This window comes from Asanoa ferruginea (assembly GCF_003387075.1).
Classification (GTDB): Bacteria; Actinomycetota; Actinomycetes; order Mycobacteriales; family Micromonosporaceae; genus Asanoa; species Asanoa ferruginea.
Genome location: NZ_QUMQ01000001.1, coordinates 3,171,474 through 3,195,303 on the forward strand (window position 1 = coordinate 3,171,474; position 23,830 = coordinate 3,195,303).

At 70.7% G+C, this 23,830-nt stretch carries 26 protein-coding genes and 1 pseudogene; 17 read left to right on the forward strand and 10 right to left on the reverse strand.

The genetic code is table 11. From position 1 onward, the window contains the following. The first annotated feature begins 52 nt into the window (after nt 1-52). From DFJ67_RS15035 to DFJ67_RS15050, 4 genes are read left to right on the forward strand one after another with little or no spacing between them, the layout of a single operon-like run. On the forward strand, nt 53-265 hold the full coding sequence (locus tag DFJ67_RS15035) for a hypothetical protein (RefSeq protein ID WP_116068455.1): 213 nt from the start codon (nt 53-55) through the stop codon (nt 263-265). Between the two features lie 14 nt (nt 266-279). Then, nucleotides 280-1,020 (forward strand): M50 family metallopeptidase, encoded by a 741-nt coding sequence (locus DFJ67_RS15040; RefSeq protein WP_116068456.1) that lies wholly within the window; start codon nt 280-282, stop codon nt 1,018-1,020. A gap of 30 nt (nt 1,021-1,050) precedes the next feature. Next, a complete protein-coding gene (locus DFJ67_RS15045; RefSeq protein WP_116076228.1) occupies nt 1,051-1,554 on the forward strand; it encodes a SigE family RNA polymerase sigma factor in 504 nt (167 codons plus the stop codon). After that, entirely contained in the window at nt 1,547-2,428 is an 882-nt protein-coding gene (locus DFJ67_RS15050; protein ID WP_116068457.1) for a hypothetical protein, read from the forward strand. The genes DFJ67_RS15045 and DFJ67_RS15050 overlap by 8 nt, the downstream gene beginning before the upstream one ends. Here the strand turns inward: DFJ67_RS15050 and DFJ67_RS15055 are convergent, their stop codons facing one another. Beyond that, a complete protein-coding gene (locus DFJ67_RS15055; RefSeq protein WP_116068458.1) occupies nt 2,429-2,935 on the reverse strand; it encodes a MarR family winged helix-turn-helix transcriptional regulator in 507 nt (168 codons plus the stop codon). It lies immediately after the preceding gene. An 81-nt stretch (nt 2,936-3,016) separates the two neighbouring features. Here DFJ67_RS15055 and DFJ67_RS15060 point away from each other — a divergent pair, with 81 nt between their 5' ends. After that, nucleotides 3,017-4,642 carry an LLM class flavin-dependent oxidoreductase gene (locus DFJ67_RS15060; RefSeq protein WP_116068459.1) on the forward strand — a complete coding sequence of 542 codons (1,626 nt, stop codon included), beginning with the start codon at nt 3,017-3,019 and terminating at the stop codon, nt 4,640-4,642. A 4-nt stretch (nt 4,643-4,646) separates the two neighbouring features. Here the strand turns inward: DFJ67_RS15060 and DFJ67_RS15065 are convergent, their stop codons facing one another. Then, a complete protein-coding gene (locus DFJ67_RS15065; RefSeq protein WP_116068460.1) occupies nt 4,647-6,236 on the reverse strand; it encodes an acyl-CoA carboxylase subunit beta in 1,590 nt (529 codons plus the stop codon). A gap of 105 nt (nt 6,237-6,341) precedes the next feature. Between DFJ67_RS15065 and DFJ67_RS15070 the strand changes: the two genes are divergently transcribed. The 3 genes from DFJ67_RS15070 to DFJ67_RS15080 all read left to right on the forward strand — a co-directional run bounded on the left by DFJ67_RS15070 (nt 6,342) and on the right by DFJ67_RS15080 (nt 8,666). Further along, entirely contained in the window at nt 6,342-7,049 is a 708-nt protein-coding gene (locus DFJ67_RS15070) for a hypothetical protein (RefSeq protein WP_239097366.1), read from the forward strand. An 84-nt stretch (nt 7,050-7,133) separates the two neighbouring features. Beyond that, on the forward strand, nt 7,134-8,018 hold the full coding sequence (locus tag DFJ67_RS15075; RefSeq protein ID WP_116068461.1) for a biotin--[acetyl-CoA-carboxylase] ligase: 885 nt from the start codon (nt 7,134-7,136) through the stop codon (nt 8,016-8,018). Nucleotides 8,019-8,105: 87 nt separating this feature from the next. After that, entirely contained in the window at nt 8,106-8,666 is a 561-nt protein-coding gene (locus DFJ67_RS15080) for a PH domain-containing protein (protein WP_116068462.1), read from the forward strand. Here the strand turns inward: DFJ67_RS15080 and DFJ67_RS15085 are convergent. The 4 genes and pseudogenes from DFJ67_RS15085 to DFJ67_RS15100 form a co-directional block, all read right to left on the reverse strand. Then, nucleotides 8,663-9,844, reverse strand: coding sequence for a GNAT family N-acetyltransferase (locus DFJ67_RS15085; protein WP_116068463.1), 1,182 nt, complete (start codon nt 9,842-9,844; stop codon nt 8,663-8,665). The genes DFJ67_RS15080 and DFJ67_RS15085 overlap by 4 nt on opposite strands. Before the next feature lie 48 nt (nt 9,845-9,892). Then, nucleotides 9,893-10,489: pseudogene (locus DFJ67_RS15090) on the reverse strand (GtrA family protein); the annotation flags it as partial. 70 nt (nt 10,490-10,559) lie between these two features. Beyond that, entirely contained in the window at nt 10,560-11,111 is a 552-nt protein-coding gene (locus DFJ67_RS15095; RefSeq protein WP_239097365.1) for a GtrA family protein, read from the reverse strand. 106 nt (nt 11,112-11,217) lie between these two features. Then, nucleotides 11,218-11,973, reverse strand: coding sequence for a sigma-70 family RNA polymerase sigma factor (locus tag DFJ67_RS15100; protein WP_116068466.1), 756 nt, complete (start codon nt 11,971-11,973; stop codon nt 11,218-11,220). Nucleotides 11,974-12,334: 361 nt separating this feature from the next. On the opposite strand from DFJ67_RS15100, the gene DFJ67_RS15105 reads away from it, so the two are divergent. Genes DFJ67_RS15105 through DFJ67_RS15125 form a run of 5 tightly spaced genes read left to right on the forward strand, consistent with a single transcriptional unit; the run spans nt 12,335 to nt 17,545 of the window. Next, on the forward strand, nt 12,335-14,161 hold the full coding sequence (locus tag DFJ67_RS15105) for a phosphoenolpyruvate carboxykinase (GTP) (protein ID WP_116068467.1): 1,827 nt from the start codon (nt 12,335-12,337) through the stop codon (nt 14,159-14,161). A 49-nt stretch (nt 14,162-14,210) separates the two neighbouring features. Further along, nucleotides 14,211-15,077, forward strand: coding sequence for a hypothetical protein (locus tag DFJ67_RS15110; RefSeq protein WP_239097364.1), 867 nt, complete (start codon nt 14,211-14,213; stop codon nt 15,075-15,077). Continuing rightward, nucleotides 15,077-16,231 carry a geranylgeranyl reductase family protein gene (locus DFJ67_RS15115; protein WP_116068468.1) on the forward strand — a complete coding sequence of 385 codons (1,155 nt, stop codon included), beginning with the start codon at nt 15,077-15,079 and terminating at the stop codon, nt 16,229-16,231. The genes DFJ67_RS15110 and DFJ67_RS15115 overlap by 1 nt, the downstream gene beginning before the upstream one ends. 10 nt (nt 16,232-16,241) lie before the next feature. Next, complete coding sequence (locus DFJ67_RS15120; protein WP_116068469.1) at nt 16,242-17,012, forward strand: isoprenyl transferase; 771 nt, start codon at nt 16,242-16,244, stop codon at nt 17,010-17,012. Nucleotides 17,013-17,062: 50 nt separating this feature from the next. Continuing rightward, nucleotides 17,063-17,545 (forward strand): hypothetical protein, encoded by a 483-nt coding sequence (locus DFJ67_RS15125; protein WP_116068470.1) that lies wholly within the window; start codon nt 17,063-17,065, stop codon nt 17,543-17,545. A 4-nt stretch (nt 17,546-17,549) separates the two neighbouring features. Here the strand turns inward: DFJ67_RS15125 and otsB are convergent, their stop codons facing one another. The 3 genes from otsB to DFJ67_RS15140 form a co-directional block, all read right to left on the reverse strand. After that, nucleotides 17,550-18,374, reverse strand: a complete 825-nt coding sequence (otsB, locus tag DFJ67_RS15130; protein ID WP_116068471.1) for a trehalose-phosphatase — start codon at nt 18,372-18,374, stop codon at nt 17,550-17,552. A 107-nt stretch (nt 18,375-18,481) separates the two neighbouring features. After that, a complete protein-coding gene (locus tag DFJ67_RS15135; RefSeq protein WP_116068472.1) occupies nt 18,482-18,847 on the reverse strand; it encodes a hypothetical protein in 366 nt (121 codons plus the stop codon). A 179-nt stretch (nt 18,848-19,026) separates the two neighbouring features. Further along, nucleotides 19,027-19,467: a helix-turn-helix domain-containing protein gene (locus DFJ67_RS15140; protein WP_116068473.1), complete on the reverse strand. Its 441-nt coding sequence runs from the start codon at nt 19,465-19,467 to the stop codon at nt 19,027-19,029. A gap of 270 nt (nt 19,468-19,737) precedes the next feature. Here DFJ67_RS15140 and DFJ67_RS15145 point away from each other — a divergent pair, with 270 nt between their 5' ends. The 3 genes from DFJ67_RS15145 (at nt 19,738) to phoH2 (ending at nt 22,228) form a co-directional block, all read left to right on the forward strand. Further along, nucleotides 19,738-20,094, forward strand: coding sequence for a hypothetical protein (locus DFJ67_RS15145; RefSeq protein ID WP_116068474.1), 357 nt, complete (start codon nt 19,738-19,740; stop codon nt 20,092-20,094). A gap of 16 nt (nt 20,095-20,110) precedes the next feature. Beyond that, entirely contained in the window at nt 20,111-20,443 is a 333-nt protein-coding gene (locus tag DFJ67_RS15150) for a hypothetical protein (RefSeq protein ID WP_116068475.1), read from the forward strand. 396 nt (nt 20,444-20,839) lie between these two features. Then, nucleotides 20,840-22,228, forward strand: coding sequence for an RNA 5'-3' helicase PhoH2 (gene phoH2, locus DFJ67_RS15155; RefSeq protein WP_203783918.1), 1,389 nt, complete (start codon nt 20,840-20,842; stop codon nt 22,226-22,228). Between the two features lie 46 nt (nt 22,229-22,274). Here phoH2 and DFJ67_RS15160 read toward each other — a convergent pair whose 3' ends face one another. Next, a complete protein-coding gene (locus DFJ67_RS15160; protein ID WP_203783917.1) occupies nt 22,275-22,868 on the reverse strand; it encodes a dihydrofolate reductase family protein in 594 nt (197 codons plus the stop codon). Nucleotides 22,869-23,139: 271 nt separating this feature from the next. Here DFJ67_RS15160 and DFJ67_RS15165 point away from each other — a divergent pair, with 271 nt between their 5' ends. Next, nucleotides 23,140-23,814 carry an aggregation-promoting factor C-terminal-like domain-containing protein gene (locus DFJ67_RS15165; RefSeq protein WP_116068477.1) on the forward strand — a complete coding sequence of 225 codons (675 nt, stop codon included), beginning with the start codon at nt 23,140-23,142 and terminating at the stop codon, nt 23,812-23,814. Nucleotides 23,815-23,830: the final 16 nt, after the last annotated feature.

A 23,830-nucleotide genomic window follows, 5' to 3' on the forward strand; every position in this document is an offset into this window, starting at 1 on the left:
ATTGCCGTCCGGCCCGCGGGGTATTGAGATCCGCGGAAACGGAGGTGACCACATGCTTCACCGTCGACCTGGGTCGGTCGCGAGCTATCTGCTCTGGGCGCTGGTCGCCCTCGGCGACCTGGCAATCGTGGTGATCAACGCGGGGCTCACCCTGGTGATCGCCCTGGCCGGCTGCGGTGTGGTGGCAGCCGGCACCGCCATGTTGCGCCGCCTGCGGCAACGTGTTCCGGCCCCCGTCGCAGTGCCCTTGGAGCGCGACGCATAGTACTGTCGCGGGCCATGCCCCTCGACGAGGTAACGGACATCTGGGATCGCCTCTTCGGCGCGCAGCCCGACCCACCTTCCTGGCTGGTCGTGTTGACCGCCCTGCTGGCGCTCGCGGTGGTCGTGGTGCGCGGGCCGTGGCGGGTGGCGCGCAACGCCATCACGATCGCGCACGAAGGCGGCCACGCCCTGGCCGCGCTGCTCACCGGGCGGCGGCTGCGGGGCGTACGCCTGCATTCGGACACTTCGGGGTTGACCCTCTCAGCGGGCCGGCCGACCGGGTTGGGCATGGCGGTCACGCTGGCCTGCGGCTATATCGCACCGTCGCTGGTCGGCCTCGGTGGCGCGTTTCTGTTGGGTGGCAACCACATCACGCTGCTGCTCTGGGTGACGGTGCTGTTGCTGCTGGCGATGCTCATCATGATCCGCAACCCCTACGGCGTCTTCTCGGTGCTGGTGACCGGCGCGGTGGTCTTCGGCGTTTCCTGGTTCGGCTCGCCGCAGGTGCAGGCGATCTTCGCCTACCTGGCCATCTGGTTCCTGCTGATCGGCGGTGTGCGCCCGGTCGGCGAGTTGCAGACGCTGCGCAGCCGGGGTCGGCTGCCCGACTCCGACGCCGACCAGTTGGCCCGCGTCACGCACGTCCCCGGTCTGCTCTGGGTCGGCTTCTTCGGGCTGGTCAGCCTCGTCGCGCTGGTCGTCGGCGGCTACCTGCTCGCCGACCCGATCCTGTCCGCGGCGGGAATCACCAACTGACCAGGCAACCAAACACTTCGCCGGCGCGTGTTGCCTTTCGTGGACGGCACGGACTTCGACGAGTTCTACCGGGCCAGCCGGCAACGGCTGCTCGGGTTCGTCTACGTCCTCACCGGTGACCTCTCCGAAGCGCAGGACGCCGTCCAGGAGGCCTACATCCGGGCCTGGCAACGCTGGTCGACGGTACGTGACTACGACGACCCCGAGGCGTGGATGCGGGTGGTCGCGGCGCGGATCGCGGTGAGCCGGTGGCGGAGCCTGCGCAGCCGGGCCCGCGCCTACCTGCGGCACGGCGCGGTCGAGTCGGTGCCGCCGCCCAACACCGACACCGTCGAAGTGGTCGCGGCATTGCGCCGGTTGCCGGAGGAACAGCGCACGGCGATCGCGTTGTACTACCTGATGGGCATGCCGGTCGCCGAGGTCGCCCGGGAGACCGGTGCGCCCGAGGGCACGGTCAAGGCACGCCTCGCGCGCGGCCGCACCGCCCTGGCCGGCCTGCTCGCCGTCGAACTCGGCGAGGTGGCCGATGCGTGACGAGATCGACCTGACCCAGCGCCTGGCCACCGACCTCGGCCGGGTGCAGTGGCCCGCGGGCGAGGAGATCCGGAAGATCGCCCGCCGGCGCAACCGCCGTGCGGCCGTCGCCGCCTCGCTGTCCGTACTCCTGCTGCTTTCCGGTGTGTGGGTCGTGGCCACGCGGCCGTTCCAGCAACAGCAGACCGCCGACACGTTCGCGTCCGCCCCGGACGCCACGATCACGCCCGGCGACACCGAGTGGATCCCGCCGGAGGCGTTGTTGACGCCCGAGGATGTCGGGCCGGGGTTGGTGGCCACCCGGGTTTCGGTCAAGCAGAACCAGCCGATCGGGGCGTGGGCGTTCACGCTCGCGGGTTGTCCGGCGTTCGCCAAGGTGCCCACCTACCAGGGCGTCTACCAATATCGGCGGGACCAGACCCTGGAGTTCCCTCCGAAGATCCCGGGCAAGCCGGAGACCGGGCTCGCCGTGTTGCACCAGAGCGTGATGCGGCTGCCCGGCGGCGCCGCACGCGACCTGGTGCGGGAGGCGGTCGAGGTCACCGAGGCGTGCCCGAAATACAGCTCGATCGGGATGCTGTCGGCGCTGACCGGTGACCCCGAGATGGAGAAGCAGCAGGTCAAGGTGGAGACCACGCACGTCTGGGTCGAACTCGACAAGGGTTTCGCCGGTGACGAGTCGGTGCTGTTCGAGCACCGGATAACCGGCGCGAGCCCCGCCGTCGTGCTCGGCACGTCGGCCATCGTGCTGGTGCGGGTCGGCGACCTGGTCGCCACCGTCGAGCAGGTCAACGGCGAGAGCACCGAGACCACCCGGCGGCTGGCCAAGCGGGCCGCGGCCTGGCTCTGCACGGCCGCGACGCCACCCTGCTGATCAGGTGCCGCGGGCCAGTTCGGCGGCCGCGTGCCGGTGCGGGTCGTCCTGCGCGAGCCGGCCGAGCACCGCGCCGCTGATCTCGGTCAGCGCGTCGAGTTGCTCCGGGGTGAGCAGGTCGAGCAGGTAGCTCCGGACCGCCGCGAGCCGGTCGTCGGTGGCGCCCTCGACCGCGGCACGGCCCGCCTCGGTGAGCTGGAAGACGGCGCCGCGCGAGTCTTCGACGCAGTCTTCGCGCACCACCAGGCCGCGGGTCTGCATCCGGCCCAGGTGGTGGGAGAGCCGGCTCTTCTCCCACTGCACCTCACAGCGCAGCGCCAGCCCGCGCAGCCGGTGTTCGGGCGCGGCGAGCAGCGCCGACAGGATCGCGAAGTCGGCGTCGGACAGCCCGGTCTCGGCCAGCAGTTGCCGGTTGAGCTGGCTGGAGAGCAGCCCTTGCATGCGGCGGTAGCCGTCCCAGGCCCGCTGCTCGCGTGCGGAGAGCGGACGGATGCCGTTGGTGGCCATGCTGTGACAATAGCCATTGGTTGACGTATCAGCCAGTTGGGTTATGGTTGACGCGTCAACCGTGTCTTCCGGAGGAACCCAGTGACTGACTACGGGCATGAGCTGCTGTTCGGCACGTTCATCACGCCACGCGCCGACTCGCCCGAGCGCGTCGTCGCGCTCGCCCAGCTCTCCGAGCAGGCCGGGCTCGACCTGGTGACCGCACAGGACCACCCCTACCAGGCGGCGTTCCTGGACACCTGGACCCTGCTCTCGATGATCGTCGGGCGCACCCAGCGGATCCGGGTCTCGCCCAACGTCGCCAACCTGCCGCTGCGCCCACCGGCCGTCTTGGCCCGCTCGGCCGCCAGCCTCGACCTGCTCAGCGGGGGCCGGGTCGAGCTGGGCCTGGGCGCCGGCGCGTTCTGGGACGCGATCGTCGCCAACGGCGGGCCGCACCGCACCCCGCCCGAGTCGGTCGAGGCGCTCGAAGAGGCGATCGCCGTGATCCGCGGCATCTGGGGCCAGACCGGCTCATCGGTGCAGGTCAATGGAAAGCATTATCGGGTACGCGGTGCGAAGGTCGGCCCCGAGCCGGCACACGACATCGGCATCTGGGTCGGCGCCTACAAGCCGCGGATGCTGCGCCTGATCGGCCGGCTCGCCGACGGATGGTTGCCGACGCTCGGCTACGTCCAGCCCGACCAGTTCCCGGAGCTCAACAAGCTGATCGACGACGCGGCCGTCAAGGCCGGCCGGGAGCCCGCGGCGATCCGGCGGTTGGTCAACTTCAGCGGGGTCTTCAGCCGGGGTCCGGTTGGTAGCGGCATCAGCGGTACCGCCGAGGATTGGGCCGAGCAGCTCACCGAACTGACCCTGACGCACGGCCTGAGCGCATACATCCTGGCCGGCGACGACGCGACGACCATCCAGCGGTTCGGTGCCGAGGTGGCGCCGGCGGTGCGCGAGCGGGTGGCGGCGGAACGCGCCCGACCAGCCGCGACCGGGACCGGGAGCGGGACAGCGACCGCGACCGGGACCGGGACCGGGACAGCGACCGGGACCGTGCCGTCGCCGGAGCCCGAGCAGGCCGCGCCGCGTGAGTCGATCACCGTCAATGGCGAGATCCCCGGCGTCGGCATCACGCCGACGCCCGACGACGGCGTCCGGCTCGCCGACCGGACGGTCTGGGACGAGAGCGAGCGCCCGGTGGCACCGCGGATCGACGAGGGGCACAAATACACCCGGCACGAGCGGGCCCGCGGCCAGCAGCTCATCGACATCCACGACCACCTGCGCGAGGAACTGGCCCAGGTGCGCGACCTGGTCGACCAGGTCGAGGCCGGGATGCTGGGCATCGGCGAGGCCCGCTCGGCGATCAACGAGATGACGTTGCGGCAGAACAACTGGACCCTCGGCACCTACTGCGAGTCCTACTGCCGGCTGGTCACCACCCACCACACCATCGAAGACCAGTCGATGCTGCCCAACCTGCGCCAGGCCGACGCCCGGCTCGCCCCGGTGACCCTGCGCCTGGAAGCCGAGCACAAGGTCATCCACGAGGTGATCGAGAGCGTCGACCGGGCGCTAGTCGCGCTGGTCGCCGGCGAGGGCGACCTCAAGGGCCTGCGCGCCGAGGTCGACCTGCTCACCGACACACTGCTGAGTCATCTGTCCTATGAGGAGCGTTCGCTGGTCGAGCCGCTAGCCCGCTACGGCATGCACTAAAGCACTAGAGCGGGATGTTGCCGTGCTTCTTCGGCGGCAACGTCTCGCGCTTGGTGCGCAGGGCGCGCAACCCGCGAACGATCTGGGTGCGCGTCTCGTGCGGCGGGATGACCGCGTCGACATAGCCCCGCTCGGCCGCGATGTAGGGGTTGGCCAGCGTGTCCTCGTATTCCTGGATCTTCGCGGCGCGCACCGCGGCCGGGTCTTCGGCCTCGGCGAGCTCGCTGCGGTAGAGGATGTTGACCGCGCCCTGCGCACCCATCACCGCGATCTGTGCGGTCGGCCAGGCGAAGTTGAGATCGGCGCCGAGATGCTTCGAACCCATCACGTCGTACGCGCCGCCGTAAGCCTTGCGGGTGATGACGGTGAGCTTGGGGACGGTCGCTTCGGCGTACGCGTAGATGAGTTTGGCGCCCCTCCGGATGATGCCGTCCCATTCCTGGCCGGTGCCGGGCAGGAACCCGGGAACGTCCACAAAGGTCAGCACCGGGATGTTGAACGCGTCGCAGGTGCGCACGAACCGGGCGGCCTTCTCGGACGCCGCGATGTCGAGCGTGCCCGCGAAGTGCTGCGGCTGGTTGGCGACCACGCCGACCGGCCGGCCCTCGACCCGGCCGTAGCCGACCACGATGTTCTGCGCGTAGAGCGGCATCACCTCGAGGAACTCGCCCTCGTCGAGCACGTGGGTGATGACGGTCTTGATGTCGTAGGGCTGGTTGGCCGAGTCGGGCACGAGCGTGTCGAGCTCGCGGTCGGCATCGGTGATCTCCAGCGGCGCGGTGGCCGGGAAGACCGGCGGCTCGTCGAGGTTGTTGGACGGCAAGTAGGACAGCAGCGCCTTGACGTAGTCGATCGCGTCGTCCTCGTCGGCGGCCAGATAGTGCGCGTTGCCGCTGCGGGTGTTGTGGGTGCGGGCGCCGCCCAACTCCTCCATGCCGACGTCTTCGCCGGTGACCGTCTTGATCACGTCGGGGCCGGTGATGAACATGTGCGAGGTCTGGTCGACCATCACGGTGAAGTCGGTGACCGCGGGCGAGTAGACAGCGCCGCCGGCGCAAGGACCCATGACCAGCGAGATCTGGGGTACGACGCCAGAGGCGCGCACGTTGCGGAAGAAGATCTCGCCGTAGAGGCCGAGCGAGACGACGCCCTCCTGGATCCGCGCACCACCCGAGTCGTTGATGCCGATCACCGGGCAGCCGGTCTTCATCGCGAGGTCCATCACCTTGACGATCTTCTGGCCGAAGACCTCGCCGAGCGACCCGCCGAAGACAGTGAAGTCCTGGGCGAAGACACAGACCGGCCGGCCGTCGACGGTGCCGTAGCCGGTGATCACGCCGTCGCCGTAGGGCCGCGTCTGGTCGAGTCCGAACGCGACGGAGCGGTGCCGGGCCAGCTCGTCGAGCTCGACGAAGCTACCTTCGTCGAGCAGCATCCCGATCCGCTCGCGAGCGGTCTTCTTACCTCGGGCGTGCTGCTTCTCGACCGCGCGCGCCGAGCCCGCGTGGGTCGCGTCGTCGGTGCGGGCCGCGAGGTCAGCGAGGCGACCGGCCGTGGTGCGGACGTCGCGTTCGGCACTGCGTTGATCTGTCACGGGCCGATCGTAACGACGGTTCAGGTGCCCGGTGCTGTGCCATTGGTCTCGACCACCCCGTAGCGTTTCGCGACTATTGCCCCATTCGTTATCACTCTCGTGAAGATGGTCGTCGGGATGCTGCTACTGGTCGGCGGCGTCGCCGTCCTTCTCACCATGAACCGGCTGTTGTGGCCGCTGGCCGAGCGCGGCGGACCAGCCGGAAGCCCGGGGTTGCCCGGGCGGACGCCGGTGGCGGGCGGCCGGCCGGGGCCGGCCCGCCACCCGCGCCAACGGGTGCCGACAGGCACTCCACCGGACGGGCAAGCCCGCGCGGACGCCCGCGCCGGAGCCCGCGAGGACGCTCGCGCCGGAGCCCGCGAGGACGCTCGCGCCGGAGCCCGCGAGGACGCTCGCGCCGGAGTCCGCGCGGACGCCCGGGCCGGGGCCCGCGGCGACGCTCGCGCCGGAGCCCGCGCGGACGCCCGCGCCGGAGCCCGCGCCGGAGCCCGCGAGGACGCCCGTGCCGGAGTCCGCGCGGACGCCCGGGCCGGGGCCCGCGAGGACGCCCGTGCCGGAGCCCGCGCGGACGCCCGGGCCGGAGCCCGCGCGGACGCCCGCGCCGGAGCCCGCGCGGACGCCCGGGCCGGGGCCCGCGGTGACGCTCGCGTCGAGTCCCGGGCGCAGGCCCGCGCCGGGGCCCGCGCGGACGCCCGGGCCATGGCGGGTGCGGACGCGCGCGCCGAGTCCCGGGCGCAGACCAGGGCGCGGGCCCGCGCGGCCGGACAGGTCTACCGGGCGGCCAGCCGCGAGCAGACACCGCCCACCCGCTAGGGCCGGGACCTCGGGAGGCCGGGACCTCGGGAGGCCGGGACCTCGGGAGGCCGGCACCGAGATCAGGAGGCATAGGCTTGCCGGGTGCCGGGCTCGCCGTACACCGACCTTGACCGTCCGCCGCTGCGTGTTCAGGCACTGCAGCGGGCGTTGACCGGGCCCGGCGACTTCTGGACCCGGCTCGACGTGCGTGCCGAGACCTCGTCGACCAACGCCGACCTGGCCGCGGCCGCCAGCGCCGGAGAGCCTGAAGGGCTGGTCGAGGTCGCCGAGCGGCAGACTGCCGGCCGCGGCCGGCTCGGCCGGGTCTGGCAGTCGCCGCCGCGGGCCGGGATCGCCGTCAGTGTGCTGCTCCGCCCCGGCGCGGCCCGCCCCGAGCTGGGCTGGTCGGCGCTGCCGCCGAAGGCGTACGCCTGGTTGCCGTTGCTCGCCGGTGTTGCCGTCGCGGAGGCGGTCACCCGCCTGGCCGAGCTGCCGGACGGCGTGCTGCCCGCGCTGAAGTGGCCCAACGACCTGCTGATCAACGACGCCAAAGTGGCCGGCATCCTGGCCGAAGGGGTCGCCGACGGGTCCGGTGAGCCGCCGGCGGTGGTCGTCGGGATGGGGCTCAACGTGACGTTGCGCGCCGACGAGCTGCCCACGAGCCCGACCGGGCTGCCGGCCACCTCGCTGCGGCTGGCCGGTGCCGAGGTGACCGACCGTGATCCGCTGCTGCGGGCGATCCTGCGCGGGCTGGCGACCTGGTACGAGCGCTGGCGGGAGGCCGACGGTGACGCGGCCGCGAGCGGGCTGCGCGGCGCCTACCTGAGCCGCTGCGGCACGGTGGGCCGCACGGTGCGGGTGCTGCTGCCCGGCGGCGGCGAGTTCAGCGGCACCGCGACCGGCGTCGACGACAGCGGCCGGCTGATCGTGCGCACCCCGCAAGGCGACCAGATCGTCGCCGCGGGTGACGTGCTGCACCTACGCTGACACCCGACAACATCCGGGGGTACGCGCCAACGGGGCGAGGCAGTAGGTTCACCCCCGACCCGTCAGCGTGCGCCCCGGAGGTGTGCCGTGGCTTTTCCCGACGACGTGTTGACCAGTGACGAGCGCGTGGTTCTGCACGTGCACCCGCACTGGAAGACACTCGCCCGACCCATCCTGCTCGGCATCCTGGTGATCGCCGCCGCGGTGGTCGCCCTGATCTTCGTGCCGAGCGGCATCGGGCAGCTCATCATCGCCGCGGCCGCGCTGATCGTGCTGGTCTGGCTGCTGCTGCGGCCGGTGCTGGTCCGGCAGACCACCCACTATGTCTTCACCGACCAGCGGATCCTGCTCCAGGTCGGCATCTTCAACCGCGACCGCCACGACATCCCGCTGAGCCGGGTCAACGACCACTCGATGAACCAGCATTTCGTGGAGCGCCTGCTCGGCACCGGCACGCTGGTCATCGAGTCGGCGGGGGAGCGGGGCCAGCAGGTGCTGCGCGACATCCCGCAGGTGGAGAAGGTGCAGACGCTGCTCTACGAGCTGGTCACGGCCGACCACGACCGCGGCACCCTCGACGAGGGCGAGATGCGCGACATCATGCGCGAGCACCGCGCGGCCGAGGCCGGCGGCGCCGAGCCGGCCTAGAACTCCGCGTAGACGTAGGGCCGCTGCGGGGGAAACAGGTCCCGCAGCGCCCCGGCGGTCTCGGCCGGGAAGCGGCCGAGCCGGCGGAGCACGATCTCGACCGGGTCCAGCACGCCGTAGACCAGCGCCGACAGGCCCGCCGCCGTCAGCGTCGCGGCGGCCGGTGCGGCGCTGCGCTCGACCGCGAGCGCGCCGCTCGTGCCGTCGAGGTGATAGCGGCCGGCGAGCAGCGGGTCGTCGACCACCTCGACGGTGAGCGCCGCCGGGCCCGTCGCGATGCCCGCGAGACCCTCGAGCGAGAGCACCCGGGCCATCGGCGCGGCCGAGCCGGGCACCCGCACGTCGGTCTTCGTCTCGACGGCGAAGTCGTCGGCCCAGAGTTCGGGCGTCTCGCCGGGCAGCAGCCAGAGGTTGACCCGGTCGACCTGGTCGACGTGCCGGGCCAGGAAGCTGAGCAGCAGCGCGCGGCCGTGCGGCCCGGTGTGCAGCAGCGTGTCGGCCGACAGCTGGCCGAGATGCTCGTCGATCCGGTAGGACAGCGCGCCCACCACCTGGCCGTCGACGTGTGCGGTGACGGCCCACTTGCGGTCGTCGCGCAGGGACACCGCGCGGAAGTCCGGGAAGATCGAGAAGCCGTGCTGGCGGGCCATCAGCCGTTGGGTCAGCGCCCGGTGGTCGGCGTAGCCGTCGGCGATTCGCCGCCAGCGCAGGTCGCCGGGCAGCGTGGCGCGGGCCAGGTCGGCCAGGCCCGCGGGGGAGAAGGTGGCGGTGCGGTGCTGGGGCAGGCTGACATAGCCGAATCGGGCGTAGAACGAGGTGCGAAACGGGTAGAGCACCGAGACCGGGTGGCCGTCGTCGCGCATCGCCTCGAGCAGCCGGTTGAGCAGCGCCCGCACGTAGCCCTGGCGCCGGGCGAGCGGGTGGGTGGCCACCCCGGCGACCCCGGCCATCGGCAGGATCGAGCCGCGGATGTTCTGCCGCATCGGGATCGCGGAGACCGCGGCGACGGTGGCGCCGTTCTCCTCGGCGATCAGCGTGTGGTTGCCGGAGTGGTAGGGCAGGACCTCGCGGTAGTGCGCGGAGACGGCCTGCTCGGTCGGCGACTTGTCGAACGCGTAGGACTGGAGCGGGAACGACGTGCGCAGCCGCTCCTCGCCGCTGACCCGCCTGATCTTCAACGTCGCAGCTTCAAGATCGGAGTCTCAACGCCGACGGCGGGCCGAGCCGGCGGACTCGAACTCGCCGACCACCTCGGCCAGCTCGGCCACCGGGTCGAAGGTCGCGATCACGTCGCCGTCGATCGGGTGGTGGTGGCCGTTGTGCTTGGCCGTCGCCACCACGCTGCGGCGGTTGGCCGGTGCCGGGACGGCGGGCGGTGCGGAAGCGGGCTTCGCGGCCCGGAAGACGAAGGTCCGGTAGGTGTAGAACCGGAAGATCGTCGCAAGGCCGAGGCCGAGGAACTTGAACACGTTGAGCAGCAGCAGGCTCTCGGTGCCCAGGCCGTATTTGGCGATGCCCAGCACGCCCAGCTCGATGACCAGTCCGGCGGTGTTGAACCCGATGAAAAGCAACGTCTCGCGGCGCATGGCCGACTTCGGACGGTCGCGGTAGGTCCAGTGCCGGTTCATGAAATAGGACGTGAACGTCGCGAACACCGTCGCGATGACGTTGGCCTTGAGTTGGCCACCGTGGAAGACCGTGAGCGCCAGTGCGTTGAACACCACGAAGTTGATGACTGTGTTGATGCCACCGACGATGCCGAACTTCAGCGCTTCGCGGAACAGCTTCTGCCACCGTTCGGGCAGGAGTCGGTCAACGCGCATTGGGCCACCTTACGGGAGATGGGCGGTTCAGTTGAGGCCAACGGTGGACGCTGGGGGCGATATCACTAGCTCAATCACCCTTGGTCACCATTGGGGCAGCGGACGGTATTTGTGGCGCCGCCGCATCGATGAAAACGAACCGCCGGTAGGACCAGAAACGGAACAGTGTGCCGAATGCGGTGCCAACGATCTGTGCGGAAAGGTTGTCGGCCAGCGTCGTCTGGAAGACGCCCGGCCAGAAACTTCCCAGCACGTAGTGGCTGATACCCAGGCACGCCAGGCCTATGCCGAGGCCGACCGCATTGAAGAAGAAATAGAGCAGGTATTCGCGCCGCATGCCGGTGCGCTCGCGGTGCCGCCACGTCCAGAACCGGTTGCCCACGAACGCGAGCGTCGCGGCGATCACGGTGGAGATCGTTTTGGCCAGCAGTGGCGGTTCGCCCGCGTTGGAGATCAGCAGGTTGAAGATGATCAGGTCGACGATGAACGCGATGCCGCCGACGATCCCGAACTTGCCGAACTCTTTGATCAGGTGCCCGAACCGGCCTCGCAACCGCGCGACCATCCCCGTCGGAGGGGCCGAAGGTGACGACGACTCGTCGTCGGCAACGGTTGCGGACACGGGCCGAGACTACCGTCTGTGTGCACGGGCCGTTTGCCGCGCCGGAAACGTTAACCAGACAGTGATCAGCCCGCCCGGCGGATGACCGGGCGGGCGCCAGCAATGATCACCCGGCGGCGGGCAGGTCGGCGAGCTCGTCGAGCGCGGCCCGGCAGTCGGCGCAGGTGGCCAGGTGACCGTCGACCGTGGTGCGGGCCCGCCGGGCCAGCCGCCCACGCACGTAGCCGGCGAGGCGGGCGGCCACCTGCCGGCAGGCCGGCGCGTCGGAGGGCGTCACATGCTGTTGCAGATAGATCTGCCGCAGCCGCTCACGGGCCCGGAAAGCCAGCGCCGCGACGCCGCCGGGCGTGAGGCCGAGCCGGCCGGCTACCTGGGCCGCTGACTCGCCCTGCACAGCGGTGTGCCAGAGCACCGCCCGCCAGCGCTCCGGGAGCCGGGCGAAGGCCCGGGCCGCGTAGAGCCGGTCGAGTTGGGCCACCGTGGGGTCGGCGAACGGCACGCCGGCCTCGTAGCGGCTCAGGTCGTCGGTGAACTCCACCCGCTGCTCGGTGCGGAGCCGGTCGTATCGCAGGTGCTTGAGTGTCGTGTAGAGGTAGGGCCGGAAGGCCCGGGCCGGGCCGCGGCCGGCCCGGAGCGTGGCGAGCACCTTGGCGAACGTCTCGGCGACGAGATCGTCGGCGTCGGCGCGGTCCCGGACGAGCGAGCAGGCGAGCCGGCGGGCGCCGCCTGCGTGTCGGACATAGAGAGTGCCGTAGGCACCGGTGTCACCGGAGCGGACGGCTTCGACCAGGTCTGCGTCGGAAGGCTCGTCTTCGCCGTCCGCTGGTTCCGGTCGCTGGTCGGTGGTGGCTGGGCTGGTCATGCCGCCTCCAGGGGGAGGAATGGGGCGGAAATGCCTATAGGGAACGTGAGGGAGAAAACCCTCGTTATGAGGAAAAGCGTAGGTCACTCCGTAGCGTGAGGGAAGAGGCGTTTTGGCAGCCCGGGGCGCCGATGGGTGGGGACGTCGATGGGCGCCATGCGCGAATCTGCGCGGGAGAGCGCGACATCCCTCGGGGAAATCCAAAACGTCCGTCCCTTGTGCAGATTTTCACAAGCGGGCCCGCTGCCCTTAACGCTCATTCGGTTTAGTCTGAGTTGAACCCCGAGGTATGCACTGGCGTGGCGCTGAGCCCGCCCAGGTTGTGCACCCATAGGTCAGCGTCGACCGCTAGGAGTTCGCAATGACTGTCACGGCCACCCGCCCCGGCGCGGATGAAACCCCGACCTCGCACCCACGGCTGCTGGCCTGGGTCAACGAGGTCGCCGAGCTCACGAGACCCGACCGAGTCGTGTGGGTCGACGGGTCCGAAGAGGAATGGACCCGGCTGACCGGCGAGCTGGTCGAGGCCGGCACGCTCATCCGGCTCAACGACGCCAAGCGCCCCAACTCGTTCTGGGCGCGCACCGACCCGACAGACGTGGCGCGGGTCGAGGAGCGCACCTTCATCTGCTCGGTCGACGAGGCCGACGCCGGGCCGACCAACAACTGGATGGCGCCCGACGAGATGAAGCGGGAGATGACCGAGCTCTACCGCGGCTCGATGCGCGGCCGGACGATGTATGTCATCCCGTTCTGCATGGGCCCGATCGAGGCCGACAACCCGATGTTCGGCGTCGAGATCACCGACAGCGCGTACGTGGTCGCCTCGATGCGCATCATGACCCGGATGGGTGCCCGGGTGCTGGCCGCGATGGGTGACGACGCCGACTTCGTGCCGGCCCTGCACTCCCTCGGCGCCCCGCTCGCGCCGGGCGCGGCGGACGTGGCCTGGCCGTGCAGCGAAACCAAATACATCTCGCACTTCCCGGAGACCCGGGAGATCTGGTCCTACGGCTCCGGTTACGGCGGCAACTCGCTGCTCGGCAAGAAGTGCTACTCGCTGCGGATCGCCAGCGTGATGGCGCGCGACGAGGGCTGGCTGGCCGAGCACATGCTCATCATGAAGCTGACCTCGCCGGAGGGCGTCGTCAAATACATCGCCGGTGCGTTCCCGTCGGCGTGCGGCAAGACCAACCTCGCGATGCTCGAGCCGACCATCCCGGGCTGGAAGGTCGAGACGATCGGCGACGACATCGCCTGGATGCGGTTCGGCGAAGACGGCCGGCTCTATGCCGTCAACCCCGAGTTCGGCCTGTTCGGCGTCGCGCCGGGCACCGACTACCGGACCAACCCCAACGCGATGCGTACCCTCGCACAGGGCAATTCGGTCTTCACCAACGTCGCGCTGACCGACGACGGCGACATCTGGTGGGAAGGCATGGGCGAGCCGCCCGCGCACCTCACCGACTGGAAGGGCCAGTCCTGGACGCCCGACTCCGGTGAGCTGTCGTCGCACCCCAACAGCCGGTTCTGCACGCCGATCGAGCAGTGCCCGATCATCGCGCCGGAATACACCGACCCGCGGGGCGTGCCGATCGACGCGATCCTGTTCGGCGGCCGGCGCAAGACGACGGTCCCGCTGGTGACCGAGGCGCGCGACTGGGTGCACGGTGTCTACCTGGGCGCCACCCTCTCCTCCGAGACAACCGCGGCGGCGGCCGGGAAGGTCGGCGTGGTGCGCCGCGACCCGATGGCGATGCTGCCGTTCATCGGCTACAACGCCGGCGACTACTTCGCGCACTGGATCGAGATGGGCAAGGGCGCCGGCGCCGACACGGCCAAGCTGCCGAAGATCTTCTACGTCAACTGGTTCCGCCGCGACGCCGACGGCGGCTTCCTCTGGCCCGGGTTCGGCGAGAACTCGCGTGTTCTGAAGTGGATCGTCGAGCGGATCGACGGGCGGGCCGGTGCGGTCGAGACCGCGATCGGCCACGTGCCGACGCCGGACTCGCTCGACGTGTCCGGGCTCGACATGGGCCCTGACGAGGTGGCGGCCGCGCTGCGGGTCGACGCCGACGAGTGGCGCGCGGAGATCCCGCAGGTCACCGAGTGGTTCGAGAAGTTCGGCGACAAGCTGCCCGGCGTGCTCTGGGCCGAACTCGACGCACTCAAGGCCCGCCTGAGCTGATCTCGCGTTGGGGAGGCCTGTGCGGACGGGCCTCCCTACACTCACGAATATGCCCCCAACGGTGCGCGCGTTGGTCGCGCTCCTCTACACCACGGCCGCCGCGACAGTCGCGGTCGAATTGCTCAATTGGGCGTACGCGCCGGAGCACGGCTTCGGTCTCGCGGTGCGCACCGGGTGGGCGATGCTGCGCGCGTTCGGCTTCCTGATCCTGGTCTGGCACGTGCATCGCGGCCGTGCGGCGGCCAAGCCGCTCGGGCTGATCCTCGCCGTCACCACCGTGTTCGCCGTCGGGCGCCTGATCGTGCCGCGGTCGGGCGTGCCACCGCTGCCCGGCGCGCTCGGCTTCGTGCTGCTCACCGCGTGCTGCCTCGCGGTGACCGTGCTGCTCTACCGGGTGCCCACAGTGGGCGCCCACCTGGTCCGCCACCCCAACCGGCTGGTCATCACGCGCGACGGGATCGGCTGGCAGGAGGGCGCGCCGCGGCGCCCGGCGGCCGCGGCCCGGGCGTTGGCCGCGCGCGCCGCCGCTTTCACCTACGCGCCGCTGATGGTGGTGCCGGCCCTCGTGTCGCTGGGCCAGGTGGTGCCCGACCAACTCGACCGCCTGCCGGTCGTCGTGCTCTGGCTGGTGTTCGCGGTCATCGTCGGCAACGCGCTGCTGCCTATCCTGATCTTCCTGATCCGCGGCCGGCGCTGGGCCGGCGTCGCGCTGTTCGTCGTCACGCTCGTGGTCCTGGCTGTCGACCTCCCGCTCTGCGCCTGGCTGCTGGGCGTCGACGGGCTGGTCCGCGACGGCGGTCCGCTGCTGGCCGCGGCGGCGGTCGCGCTCTGGGGTGCACGGCCCGTGCCGTCGACGACCGGCGTCCGGGTGCCGGCGCCGCGCGCGGAGTCGACACTGGCGGATACGGTTCCGTGATGATCGATTACGACGTGATCGTCGTCGGCGCCGGCCCCTCCGGCGCGACCGCGGCGGTGGCCGCGCGCCGGACCGGCGCCAGCGTGCTGCTGCTCGACAAGGCCAGCTTCCCGCGCGACAAGACCTGCGGTGACGGCATCGCGCCGCACGTGCTCGACGTGCTGGGCGCGCTCGGCGTCGACGGCATCGCGGCCGGCTTCGAACCGGTGCGGTCGCTGAGCCTGGAGACCCCCGACGGCCGTGCGGCCGGCGAGCTGCGCCGGCCCGACTACACCATTCCCCGCTACGTGCTCGACGCGCGCATTGTCGACGCCGCGGTCGGCGCGGGCGCCGAGTTGCGCCGGCACAACGTGCGCGAGGTGCGGGTCGAGGCCGACCGCGTCGTGGTCGACGACACGTTCGCCGCGCGGTCGCTGATCGGTGCCGACGGCGCCGGGTCGATGGTCCGCCGGTCGATCGGGCACCAGCCCAACAAGGGCCGTCACCTGGCCGTCGCGATGCGTGGCTATGTGGCCTTCCCCGGCCTGACCGATCAGCGGATCGTCACCTCGGGGCCCCGGTGGCCGGCCTACGCCTGGGCGTTCCCGATCGGCGATGGCACGGCGAATGTGGGCTACGGCGAGGTGATGCGGGGTCAGCCACTCAGCCGCGCGCACCTGCTCGACCGGATGGCCGACCTGTTGCCGGAGATCGATCTCGCCGACGTCACCCGGCTGCGGGCACACCACCTGCCGCTGTCGACCTCCCAGCCGCGGCACGGCAACGGCCGGGTGCTGCTGGTCGGCGACGCCCAGTCGCTGATCAACCCGTTCACCGGCGAGGGCATCTTCTACGCCGTGCTCTCCGGCTCGATCGCCGGGCACGCGGCGGCCGTCGCACCGGCCAACGCGGCCCGGGTCTACGCGACGGCGTGGCGCCGCCGGCTGGGCCGGCACCTGCGGCACAGCGCCGCCGCGGCCTGGCTGGCCCGCCGGCCGACAGTGATCCAGGCCGCAGTGCGGGCGGCCGGCAACGATCGCCAGGTCTTCGACTCGATCGTCGAGCTCGGCCTGGGTGACGGCCTGCTGCACCCCCGCACGCTGGGGCGCATCGCACGAGAGCTGACCGTTCGGACAGAACAAGCTCGTCCTTTCGTCCATGGCGGAGGTCGCTAGTCTGCAAGTGATGAATCTGCGTGATCTCGTCTATTCGATCTACGAGCGGCGGCTGACCTTCCGGCTGGCCGGCAAGCCGGTGCCCCGGCATGTCGGCGTGATGTGCGACGGCAACCGCCGGTGGGCCAAAGAGATGGGATACGTCGATCCCAACGACGGCCATCGGGTCGGCGCGGCGAAGATCAAGCATCTGCTCGGCTGGTGTGACCAGGCCGGCATCGAGCATGTGACGCTCTACCTGCTGGCCACCGACAACCTGCGCCGGCCGGCCGCCGAGCTCGACCCGCTGCTCCAGATCATCGAAGACCTGGTGGTCGAGCTGGCCGAAGACGCCAACCCCTGGCGGCTGCGCATCGTCGGCGCGCTCGACCTGCTGCCGGCGCCGACCGCGGCCGCGCTGAAGGCGGCGCAGGAGCGCACCCGGGAGCGGGTGGGCGGCGCCGAGGTCAACATCGCGGTCGGCTACGGCGGCCGGCGGGAGATCGCCGACGCGGTCCGCTCGCTGCTCCAGGAGCAGGCGTCCCGCGGCGGCACCCTGGAGGAGCTGGCCGAGGTGCTCGACGTCGACCACATCGCCGAGCACCTCTACACGCGCGGCCAGCCCGACCCCGACCTGGTCATCCGCACCAGCGGCGAGCAGCGCCTGTCGGGCTTCCTGCTCTGGCAGTCGGCGCACTCGGAGTTCTACTTCTGCGACGCCAACTGGCCCGACTTCCGCCGCGTCGACTTCCTCCGCGCGCTGCGCTCCTACGCCAGCCGGCAACGCCGCTACGGCGCTTAGCCGACTTCGAGGGTGGCGGTCGTCGATGCCGCCCGGCACACTCTCTGGGCATGAGGCTGCGCGGGGTGCTCCAGGTCGTGATCGTGCTCACCGCCGGGGCGCTGGCCCTCGGCTGCACGGCTGAGGTCGACCGCCAGGCGGCACCGCTGCCCTCGTCGCCGGCCGGCGCCACCGCCGGCCCGGGCAGCACCGCCGGTGCCGCACCGACGACGCCGGCCGCCGGGCCGACCGCGACCAGCGTTCCGGGCACCGAGATGACCCCGCCGGCCGACCGCAACGTCTGTGGCCGGGTCCGCACGGCCTCCAACGACTACTCGAAGTCCTACGACAACGCGGCGCAGGCCGACAAGGCGACGATCGGCAAGAAGTGGGCGGGCTTCGTGCGCGACCGGGCCGGCGAGGCCCGCGACCCCAAGCTCAAGACCGACCTGACCAAGGTGGCCGACGAGGTCGCCTCGTGGCGCCCGGGCCAGCCCGACCTGCGCGCCTACATCAGCCTGCTCAACTCGGCCTGCGCCCGCTGGGGCGTCTAGGCGCTCAGCGGACCGACGCCGCGGCCGAGTCGAGGAAGTCGCCCAGGGCCTCGGGGGATTCGAAGGTCAGGTCGGCGGCGCCGGCGACGGCCTGGCCGGTTTCCGGGTTGGCCACCGCGACGCAGACGCCGAAGAAGGACGGGTCGCGTTCTTCGCGGTCGCGCAGGGCCGCGAACGCCTTGAGGTCGGAGACGTCGTCGCCGAAATACCAGGCGCAGCCGGCCGAGGCCACCGCCTCGCCGATCACCAGGCCCTTGTCGCGGTCGACCGGCGGCTTGAGCTCGAGCACCATCCGGCCGGCCTGCACCCGCAGGCCGAGCCGCTCCGCCTCGGCATGACCCCAGCGCTCGACCTCGCCGGCGAGTTCGGGTGCGGTGCGGTAGTGCAGGGCCACCGACAGGCGCTTGTATTCGACGAGGATCTCCGCCGGCAGCTCGGACCGGGCCCGGTCGGCCAGGTCGGCCATCGCGGGCACCCAGGGCAGCGCGGCGGGCTCGGTCACGGTGGGGCCGGCGCCGTGGCTGTGCTCGAGGCCGTAGAGCCCGTAGAGGTCGACGTCGGCGGCGCCGTGGAAACGGTCGCGCAGGAAGTCGACCGGGCGGGCCGAGACGATCGCCACCCGCCGGACGACCGAGGCGAGTGCGCCGATCGCCGACAGGGCCCGCGGCACCGGCCGCACCGCGGTGGGATCGTCGGCGACCGGCGCCAGCGTGCCGTCGAAGTCGAAGAAGAGCACGCACTCGTCGGCTCGATCGGCGGTCAAGCGCCATGCGCTTTCCGCACTCAGCGGGCGGTCGTCGCGCCCGTGGCCGTTATCTGACCCCCGCACACGCCAAAGCCTACCGGGTGCGGGACCCCGCCGGACCCGACGGATCACCCGGTTGACAGTAGGTCACTCTGCGATTATTGATCTTTGTCGTGCTGGCCCACCCCGGATCAGTCTTCGACAACGCCCATCCGGCGCGCGGTGCGCTGCCCGAACGGAACGACGGCGCCCGCCTCCTCGCCATGGCTGAGCAGATAACCCTCGACGAATCCCGCGTTGCGGTCTCCCGTGTGCGCGTCGACCTCGTTGAGCCGACGTGCCACGAACTCCGCGAGCGCGTTGATCCGCCCGTTGACTCTGGTGTAGAGCTCGGCGAAGACCGCCAGGACCACACCCACCGATGCGGCTGCCACCGTTGCCATGTTGAAGGCGGGTGGGACCTCGTCGGTGCCTTGCACTCCCACGATGATGTTGGCGGTCGCGAATAGAGTGATTGAGACGGCCGCGACCACGACCGCCCCCCATTTCAGGGCCATCGAGGACCCCTCCTCCTTGTCCCGCAGGGCTTGGCTGACCTCCGGTGCTCCCCACCCGACCCGAGCCCAAGCAGTACAAAGGCGCACGCTACTGCGCCACAGAGGTAACATCCGTGCCATTCGCCACTTGAAACACAGGTCTTTTCGCCATTTGCGCATCTAGACGGGCCTTTAGCGGGCTAGACCGCTTTGCCGCGGCGTGACGGACGGTCGGTCGGCAACAACGGCCGGTAGGCGAGATAGCGGATGGTCTCGCGGATGTGGAACTTCTCGGCGTCGGAGACGTTGGGATCGATCAACCGGCGCAGCAGCGCTTCGACGTCGGGGTCCATCGGCGGTGCGGCCGGCGCCGGGCGCGCGGCAGTGGTGGTGTCCCAGCCGAGCACGCCGAACGCGACCGAAGGGTTGAGGCCCAGGCCGGTGCAGAACGCGACCACCCGTTCGGCTTCCGGATCGCTGGCCCAGTCGGCGCGGATCCAGCGGTTGACGGTCTGGCGGGAGACGCCCGTGCGGCGGGACACCTCGGAACCGCTCCAAGCGCGGGTGGCGCGGGCGTCATCGAGCGCCTTGCGGACGAAAGCAGCAAAAGCAATCTTGCGCCCAGGGGAGGTGTCCGGCACCGGCGTACGGTACGGCCAGTTCTCGATCTTCCCGGTCGGTGCGCCCGATGTGTATCGCGTGCGTGACGACCCCAGAAGATCGCCGGTAAACGATCGAGGGGGGTCTTCGGGGCGCGTCACGTGGTCAGAATAGGTCGACAGGGGTTCCGCGCTAATCGCCCGAAAAGCCGATGCTGTCACGTACGCGATACGCCCTACGGTGTGTCACGTGAACGAGACGAAGCGTGCCGATAGCCGTCACGTATACGTGACATCACAGGGATTTGTCCGGTGACCGAGCTGGCCACCCGGGAGCAGGCCTTCGGGTTGATCGCCGCCGGCGTCGCGGCCGGCATCACCGCGCCGTGGCGGCTCTACCTGGCCCGCGGGGCCCGGTACGTGTCCCTACAGGTCGCCGACATGGTCGAGTGGGACGCCTGGCGGATCCACCTCGGCTGCCCGGACCTGCGGATCCGGGTCTACGACACCGGCGCCGAGGTGCGCCGCACCTCGGTCGCCGAGGTGGTCATCGACCAGTGCCGGGTCGCGGTCGAGCTCGTCGAGGAAGTCGGCGTCGACGACATCGACCACCTGCTGGCCGGTCACCCCCACATCGACCGGGCCCCGCGTTATCCCGACGAACGGTGAGGGGCAGCGCGTACCGATGACGCTGTACTTCGCGATCTTCCTGGTGTTGGTGCTCAGCTCGTCGAGCTACGCGGCGGGACGGCTGCACGGACACCTGACCTACCGCAATGGATACCGACAAGGCTATTTCGACGGCGACCGGGGCGCGTGGAATCGCCGGCGCCGGGAGGCGCAGACGGTGGCGGCCACGATCCGGGCGGAACCGCGGCAACGGTCCGCACCGGACGTCCCGACCACCACGATCGGTTCGGGAACCACCTATCTGAGCGCCTCCTTCGCGGGGACCACAACCGACGGCGGACGGCACGCCGCGGGTGTTCGCCTGATGGCGGGACAACCCACGGGGTGAGTGGTCTTCTGCGAGCGTGAACCGCCTGGTGGCTCGGCGGTTCATGCAACCCGGGATCGGGCCAGTCCGGTGGCCCCGATCCCACGGCAGCGACGCGTGAGGGGCGCGCGTCGGTGCCGGTGGCCGGCCCGGCTCGCGCCAGCCGGGCCGGCCAACCCCTAACGTGCCGCCCCAAGAAATCTCGGTAAACGAGAGGCTCTTACTTCGGCGTGTACTTCCCCCGGACGGCCGACGCCAGTTAGCGTCTAGCCATGGCGAGGGGTCATCCCTCGCCAGCCGGCCGGCCTGGACCTGCGAAGACTTCGCCACGGGGCCCGCATCCGACCCCGTGCTCCCGGGCACCGGACGTGGCGGAACACGCGGGCGGTCCGGGTGCACGCTCGCCGGAGCAGGCCTGTGACGACATCGCGCACCACTCCCCGGGCCACCCAGGACACCACCGCGACCGGCCGCGCTCCGCGTGGGCGCAAGGCCGCCGCGAAGGAGGACGGGCCACGAAAGCCCGTCTACGTCCTGGACACCTCGGTCCTGCTGTCCGATCCCGCGGCCTTCCGCCGCTTCGACGAGCACGAGGTCGTGCTCCCGTTGGTGGTGATCACCGAACTGGAGGGGAAACGGCACCATCCCGAGCTCGGCTGGTTCGCGCGGCAGTCGCTGCGCATGCTCGACGAACTGCGGATCAAACACGGCCGGCTCGACCAGCCGGTGCCCATCAACGACGTTGGTGGCACCCTGCGGGTCGAACTCAACCACTCTGACGACGGCGTGCTGCCGCCCGGCTTCCGCAACGAGTCCAACGACGCGCGGATCCTGTCGGTCGCCCTCAACCTCGCCGGTGAGGGTCGCGACGTCACTCTCGTCAGCAAGGACATGCCGCTGCGGGTCAAGGCCGCCGCGGTCGGGTTGGCGGCCGACGAATACCGGCACGGCCAGGCCAGCGATCCGACGTGGACCGGCATGGCCGAGGTCGAGGTCGGCGAAGACGAGGTCAACGAGCTCTACGGCGGTGCCGACCTGGCCCTCGACGCGGCGGCCGAGCTGCCCTGTCACACCGGCCTGGTGGTGCACTCGGCGCGCGGCTCGGCGCTGGCCCGGGTGCTGCCCGACAAGGTGGTCCGGCTGGTCCGCGGCGACCGGGAGGCGTTCGGGCTGCGTGGCCGCTCGGCCGAGCAGCGGATCGCCCTCGACCTGTTGCTCGACGAGTCGATCGGGATCGTGTCGCTGGGCGGCCGGGCCGGCACCGGCAAGTCGGCGCTGGCCCTCTGCGCGGGCCTCGAGCAGGTGATGGAGCGGCGCCGGCACAAGAAGGTGATCGTGTTCCGGCCGCTCTACGCGGTCGGCGGCCAGGAGCTGGGCTATCTGCCCGGCAGCGAGTCGGAGAAGATGTCGCCCTGGGCCCAGGCGGTCTTCGACACGCTCGGCGCGGTGGTGCACGAGAACGTCCGGGAAGAGGTGCTCGCCCGGGGCATGCTCGAGGTGCTGCCGCTGACCCACATCCGCGGCCGGAGCCTGCACGACGCGTTCGTCATCGTCGACGAGGCGCAGTCGCTGGAGCGTGGCGTGCTGCTCACGGTGCTGTCCCGGATCGGCCAGGGTTCGCGGGTGGTGCTCACCCACGACGTCGCACAGCGCGACAACCTGCGGGTCGGCCGGCACGACGGCGTCACGGCGGTGATCGAGGCGCTCAAGGGGCACCCGCTGTTCGCACACGTGACACTGACCCGCTCGGAGCGCTCCGCGATCGCCGAGGTGGTCACCGACCTGCTGGAAGACATCCCGAACTGAACGCGTGACGGAAGGGGCCCGCCGGAAAAGGGCCCCTTCCGTCCGCTCACCTCTTGACGACCTGGTAGCGCAGGTGGGTCACCCGGTTGCCCTGCACCGACATGAGCGGACCCTCCAGCTCGACCGGCTTGACGCCCAGGTCGCTGAAGTAGGGCGTGCCGCCACCGAGCAGCACCGGCACGAGGTCGATCCAGACCTCGTCGAGCAGCCCGGCGTCGAGCGCCTGGCTGGCGATCCGGCCCGAGTTGAGCCCGACGTTCTTCCCGCCGGCGAGCTCCGTGGCGCGGGCGATCGCGCTCCCGATGCCGTCGGTGACGAACTCGAACCACTTGTTGTCCTCGTACCCCGTCGGCGGGTTGTGGGTCAGCACCACCGTCGGCACCTCGAGCGGGTGCATGCCACCCCAGCCGTTGGTGAAGTCGAACAGCTTGCGGCCGACGACCAACGCGCCCAGTTCGGCGGAGAAAGCGCGCTGGTGCTTGGCGCTCGCCTCGGTGAGCCGCCAGGTCATCTCCGGGTTGCCGGTGGGCACCTCGACGTCGCCGTTGCCATACCAGGCGAAGAGGTGCTCGAAGCCGGTCTCGCTCGGGCCGGAGACGAAGCCATCGAGCGACATGCTGGCACCGGTGCAGACCTTCATTGTTGATCCTCCATAGGTTGGCTCTCTTTACCCGTGCGTCGCCCGGGCCTCCCCTGGATCGACATGGTCACCGGAACTTTTTTCGAAGAGCCGCTTCGCCGGATTTACCCAGCTTTACCCCGTGACCCAGATCACACAATGGCCTCCCTATTTCCCTCACGACTCACTGTGCGCAATGGTGTCTGGCGAGCGAACGCGCCCCTGGAAGAGCGGGGGCCGCTCCCGGCGGACCAAGCGCCGGGTCTTTGTCCCCGACGAAGGGAACGACTTCGTGACTCGGCTGTGGAGCCGGTACGGGGTTCGGGCGTTGGCGGTCGGCATCCTCGCTGCGGGGGTGGGTGGCGGCTTTTACCTGAGCCCGGACCGGAAGATCCAGGAGCAGGGGATCGATGCGCGATTCGCCGCGGAGTCTCAGCAGGCCGAAAACGCGCTGCTGAAGGAGCACCACCTCGACCACGAGTCGGCCATGGCGCTGCGCCGTGAGGTCGAGGCGGTCGCGCAGCAGCGCGCCCAGGAGGCCGCGAAGGCCGCCGCCGCGCGGGCGAAGCAGGCCGAGGAGGCCAGCCGCAAGAAGCGCGAAGCGGAGAAGGAACCGGTCCCGTTCAAGCCCTACGACGGCCCGATTCCGACCTCGTGCAACGAATACTCCGGCAACCGCAAGATCGGCTGCGCGCTGATGCTCGCCGAAGGCTTCAAGATCGACCAGTTCCCGTGCCTCGACAAGCTCTGGACCCGGGAAAGCCACTGGAACGCCAGCGCGCACAACGACAGTTCCGGTGCGCACGGCATCCCGCAGGCCAAGCCCGGCAACAAGATGGCGACGGTGGCCGACGACTGGGAGACCAACCCGGCGACCCAGATCAAGTGGGGCCTCGGCTACATCGAGGGTCGCTACGACGATCCCTGTGGCGCGTGGGCCCATTCGGAAGACGTGGGCTGGTACTAACTACCACAACCTTTGG

Bases quoted from the DNA above. Each gene is read 5' to 3' on its own strand.
- DFJ67_RS15035 (WP_116068455.1), top strand. From the start codon at position 53: ATGCTTCACCGTCGACCTGGGTCGGTCGCGAGCTATCTGCTCTGGGCG.
- DFJ67_RS15040 (WP_116068456.1), top strand. From the start codon at position 280: ATGCCCCTCGACGAGGTAACGGACATCTGGGATCGCCTCTTCGGCGCG.
- DFJ67_RS15050 (WP_116068457.1), top strand. From the start codon at position 1,547: ATGCGTGACGAGATCGACCTGACCCAGCGCCTGGCCACCGACCTCGGC.
- DFJ67_RS15055 (WP_116068458.1), bottom strand. From the start codon at position 2,935: ATGGCCACCAACGGCATCCGTCCGCTCTCCGCACGCGAGCAGCGGGCC.
- DFJ67_RS15070 (WP_239097366.1), top strand. From the start codon at position 6,342: ATGGTCGTCGGGATGCTGCTACTGGTCGGCGGCGTCGCCGTCCTTCTC.
- DFJ67_RS15100 (WP_116068466.1), bottom strand. From the start codon at position 11,973: ATGACCAGCCCAGCCACCACCGACCAGCGACCGGAACCAGCGGACGGC.
- DFJ67_RS15105 (WP_116068467.1), top strand. From the start codon at position 12,335: ATGACTGTCACGGCCACCCGCCCCGGCGCGGATGAAACCCCGACCTCG.
- DFJ67_RS15110 (WP_239097364.1), top strand. From the start codon at position 14,211: ATGCCCCCAACGGTGCGCGCGTTGGTCGCGCTCCTCTACACCACGGCC.
- DFJ67_RS15115 (WP_116068468.1), top strand. From the start codon at position 15,077: ATGATCGATTACGACGTGATCGTCGTCGGCGCCGGCCCCTCCGGCGCG.
- DFJ67_RS15120 (WP_116068469.1), top strand. From the start codon at position 16,242: ATGAATCTGCGTGATCTCGTCTATTCGATCTACGAGCGGCGGCTGACC.
- DFJ67_RS15125 (WP_116068470.1), top strand. From the start codon at position 17,063: ATGAGGCTGCGCGGGGTGCTCCAGGTCGTGATCGTGCTCACCGCCGGG.
- DFJ67_RS15135 (WP_116068472.1), bottom strand. From the start codon at position 18,847: ATGGCCCTGAAATGGGGGGCGGTCGTGGTCGCGGCCGTCTCAATCACT.
- DFJ67_RS15150 (WP_116068475.1), top strand. From the start codon at position 20,111: ATGACGCTGTACTTCGCGATCTTCCTGGTGTTGGTGCTCAGCTCGTCG.
- DFJ67_RS15160 (WP_203783917.1), bottom strand. From the start codon at position 22,868: ATGAAGGTCTGCACCGGTGCCAGCATGTCGCTCGATGGCTTCGTCTCC.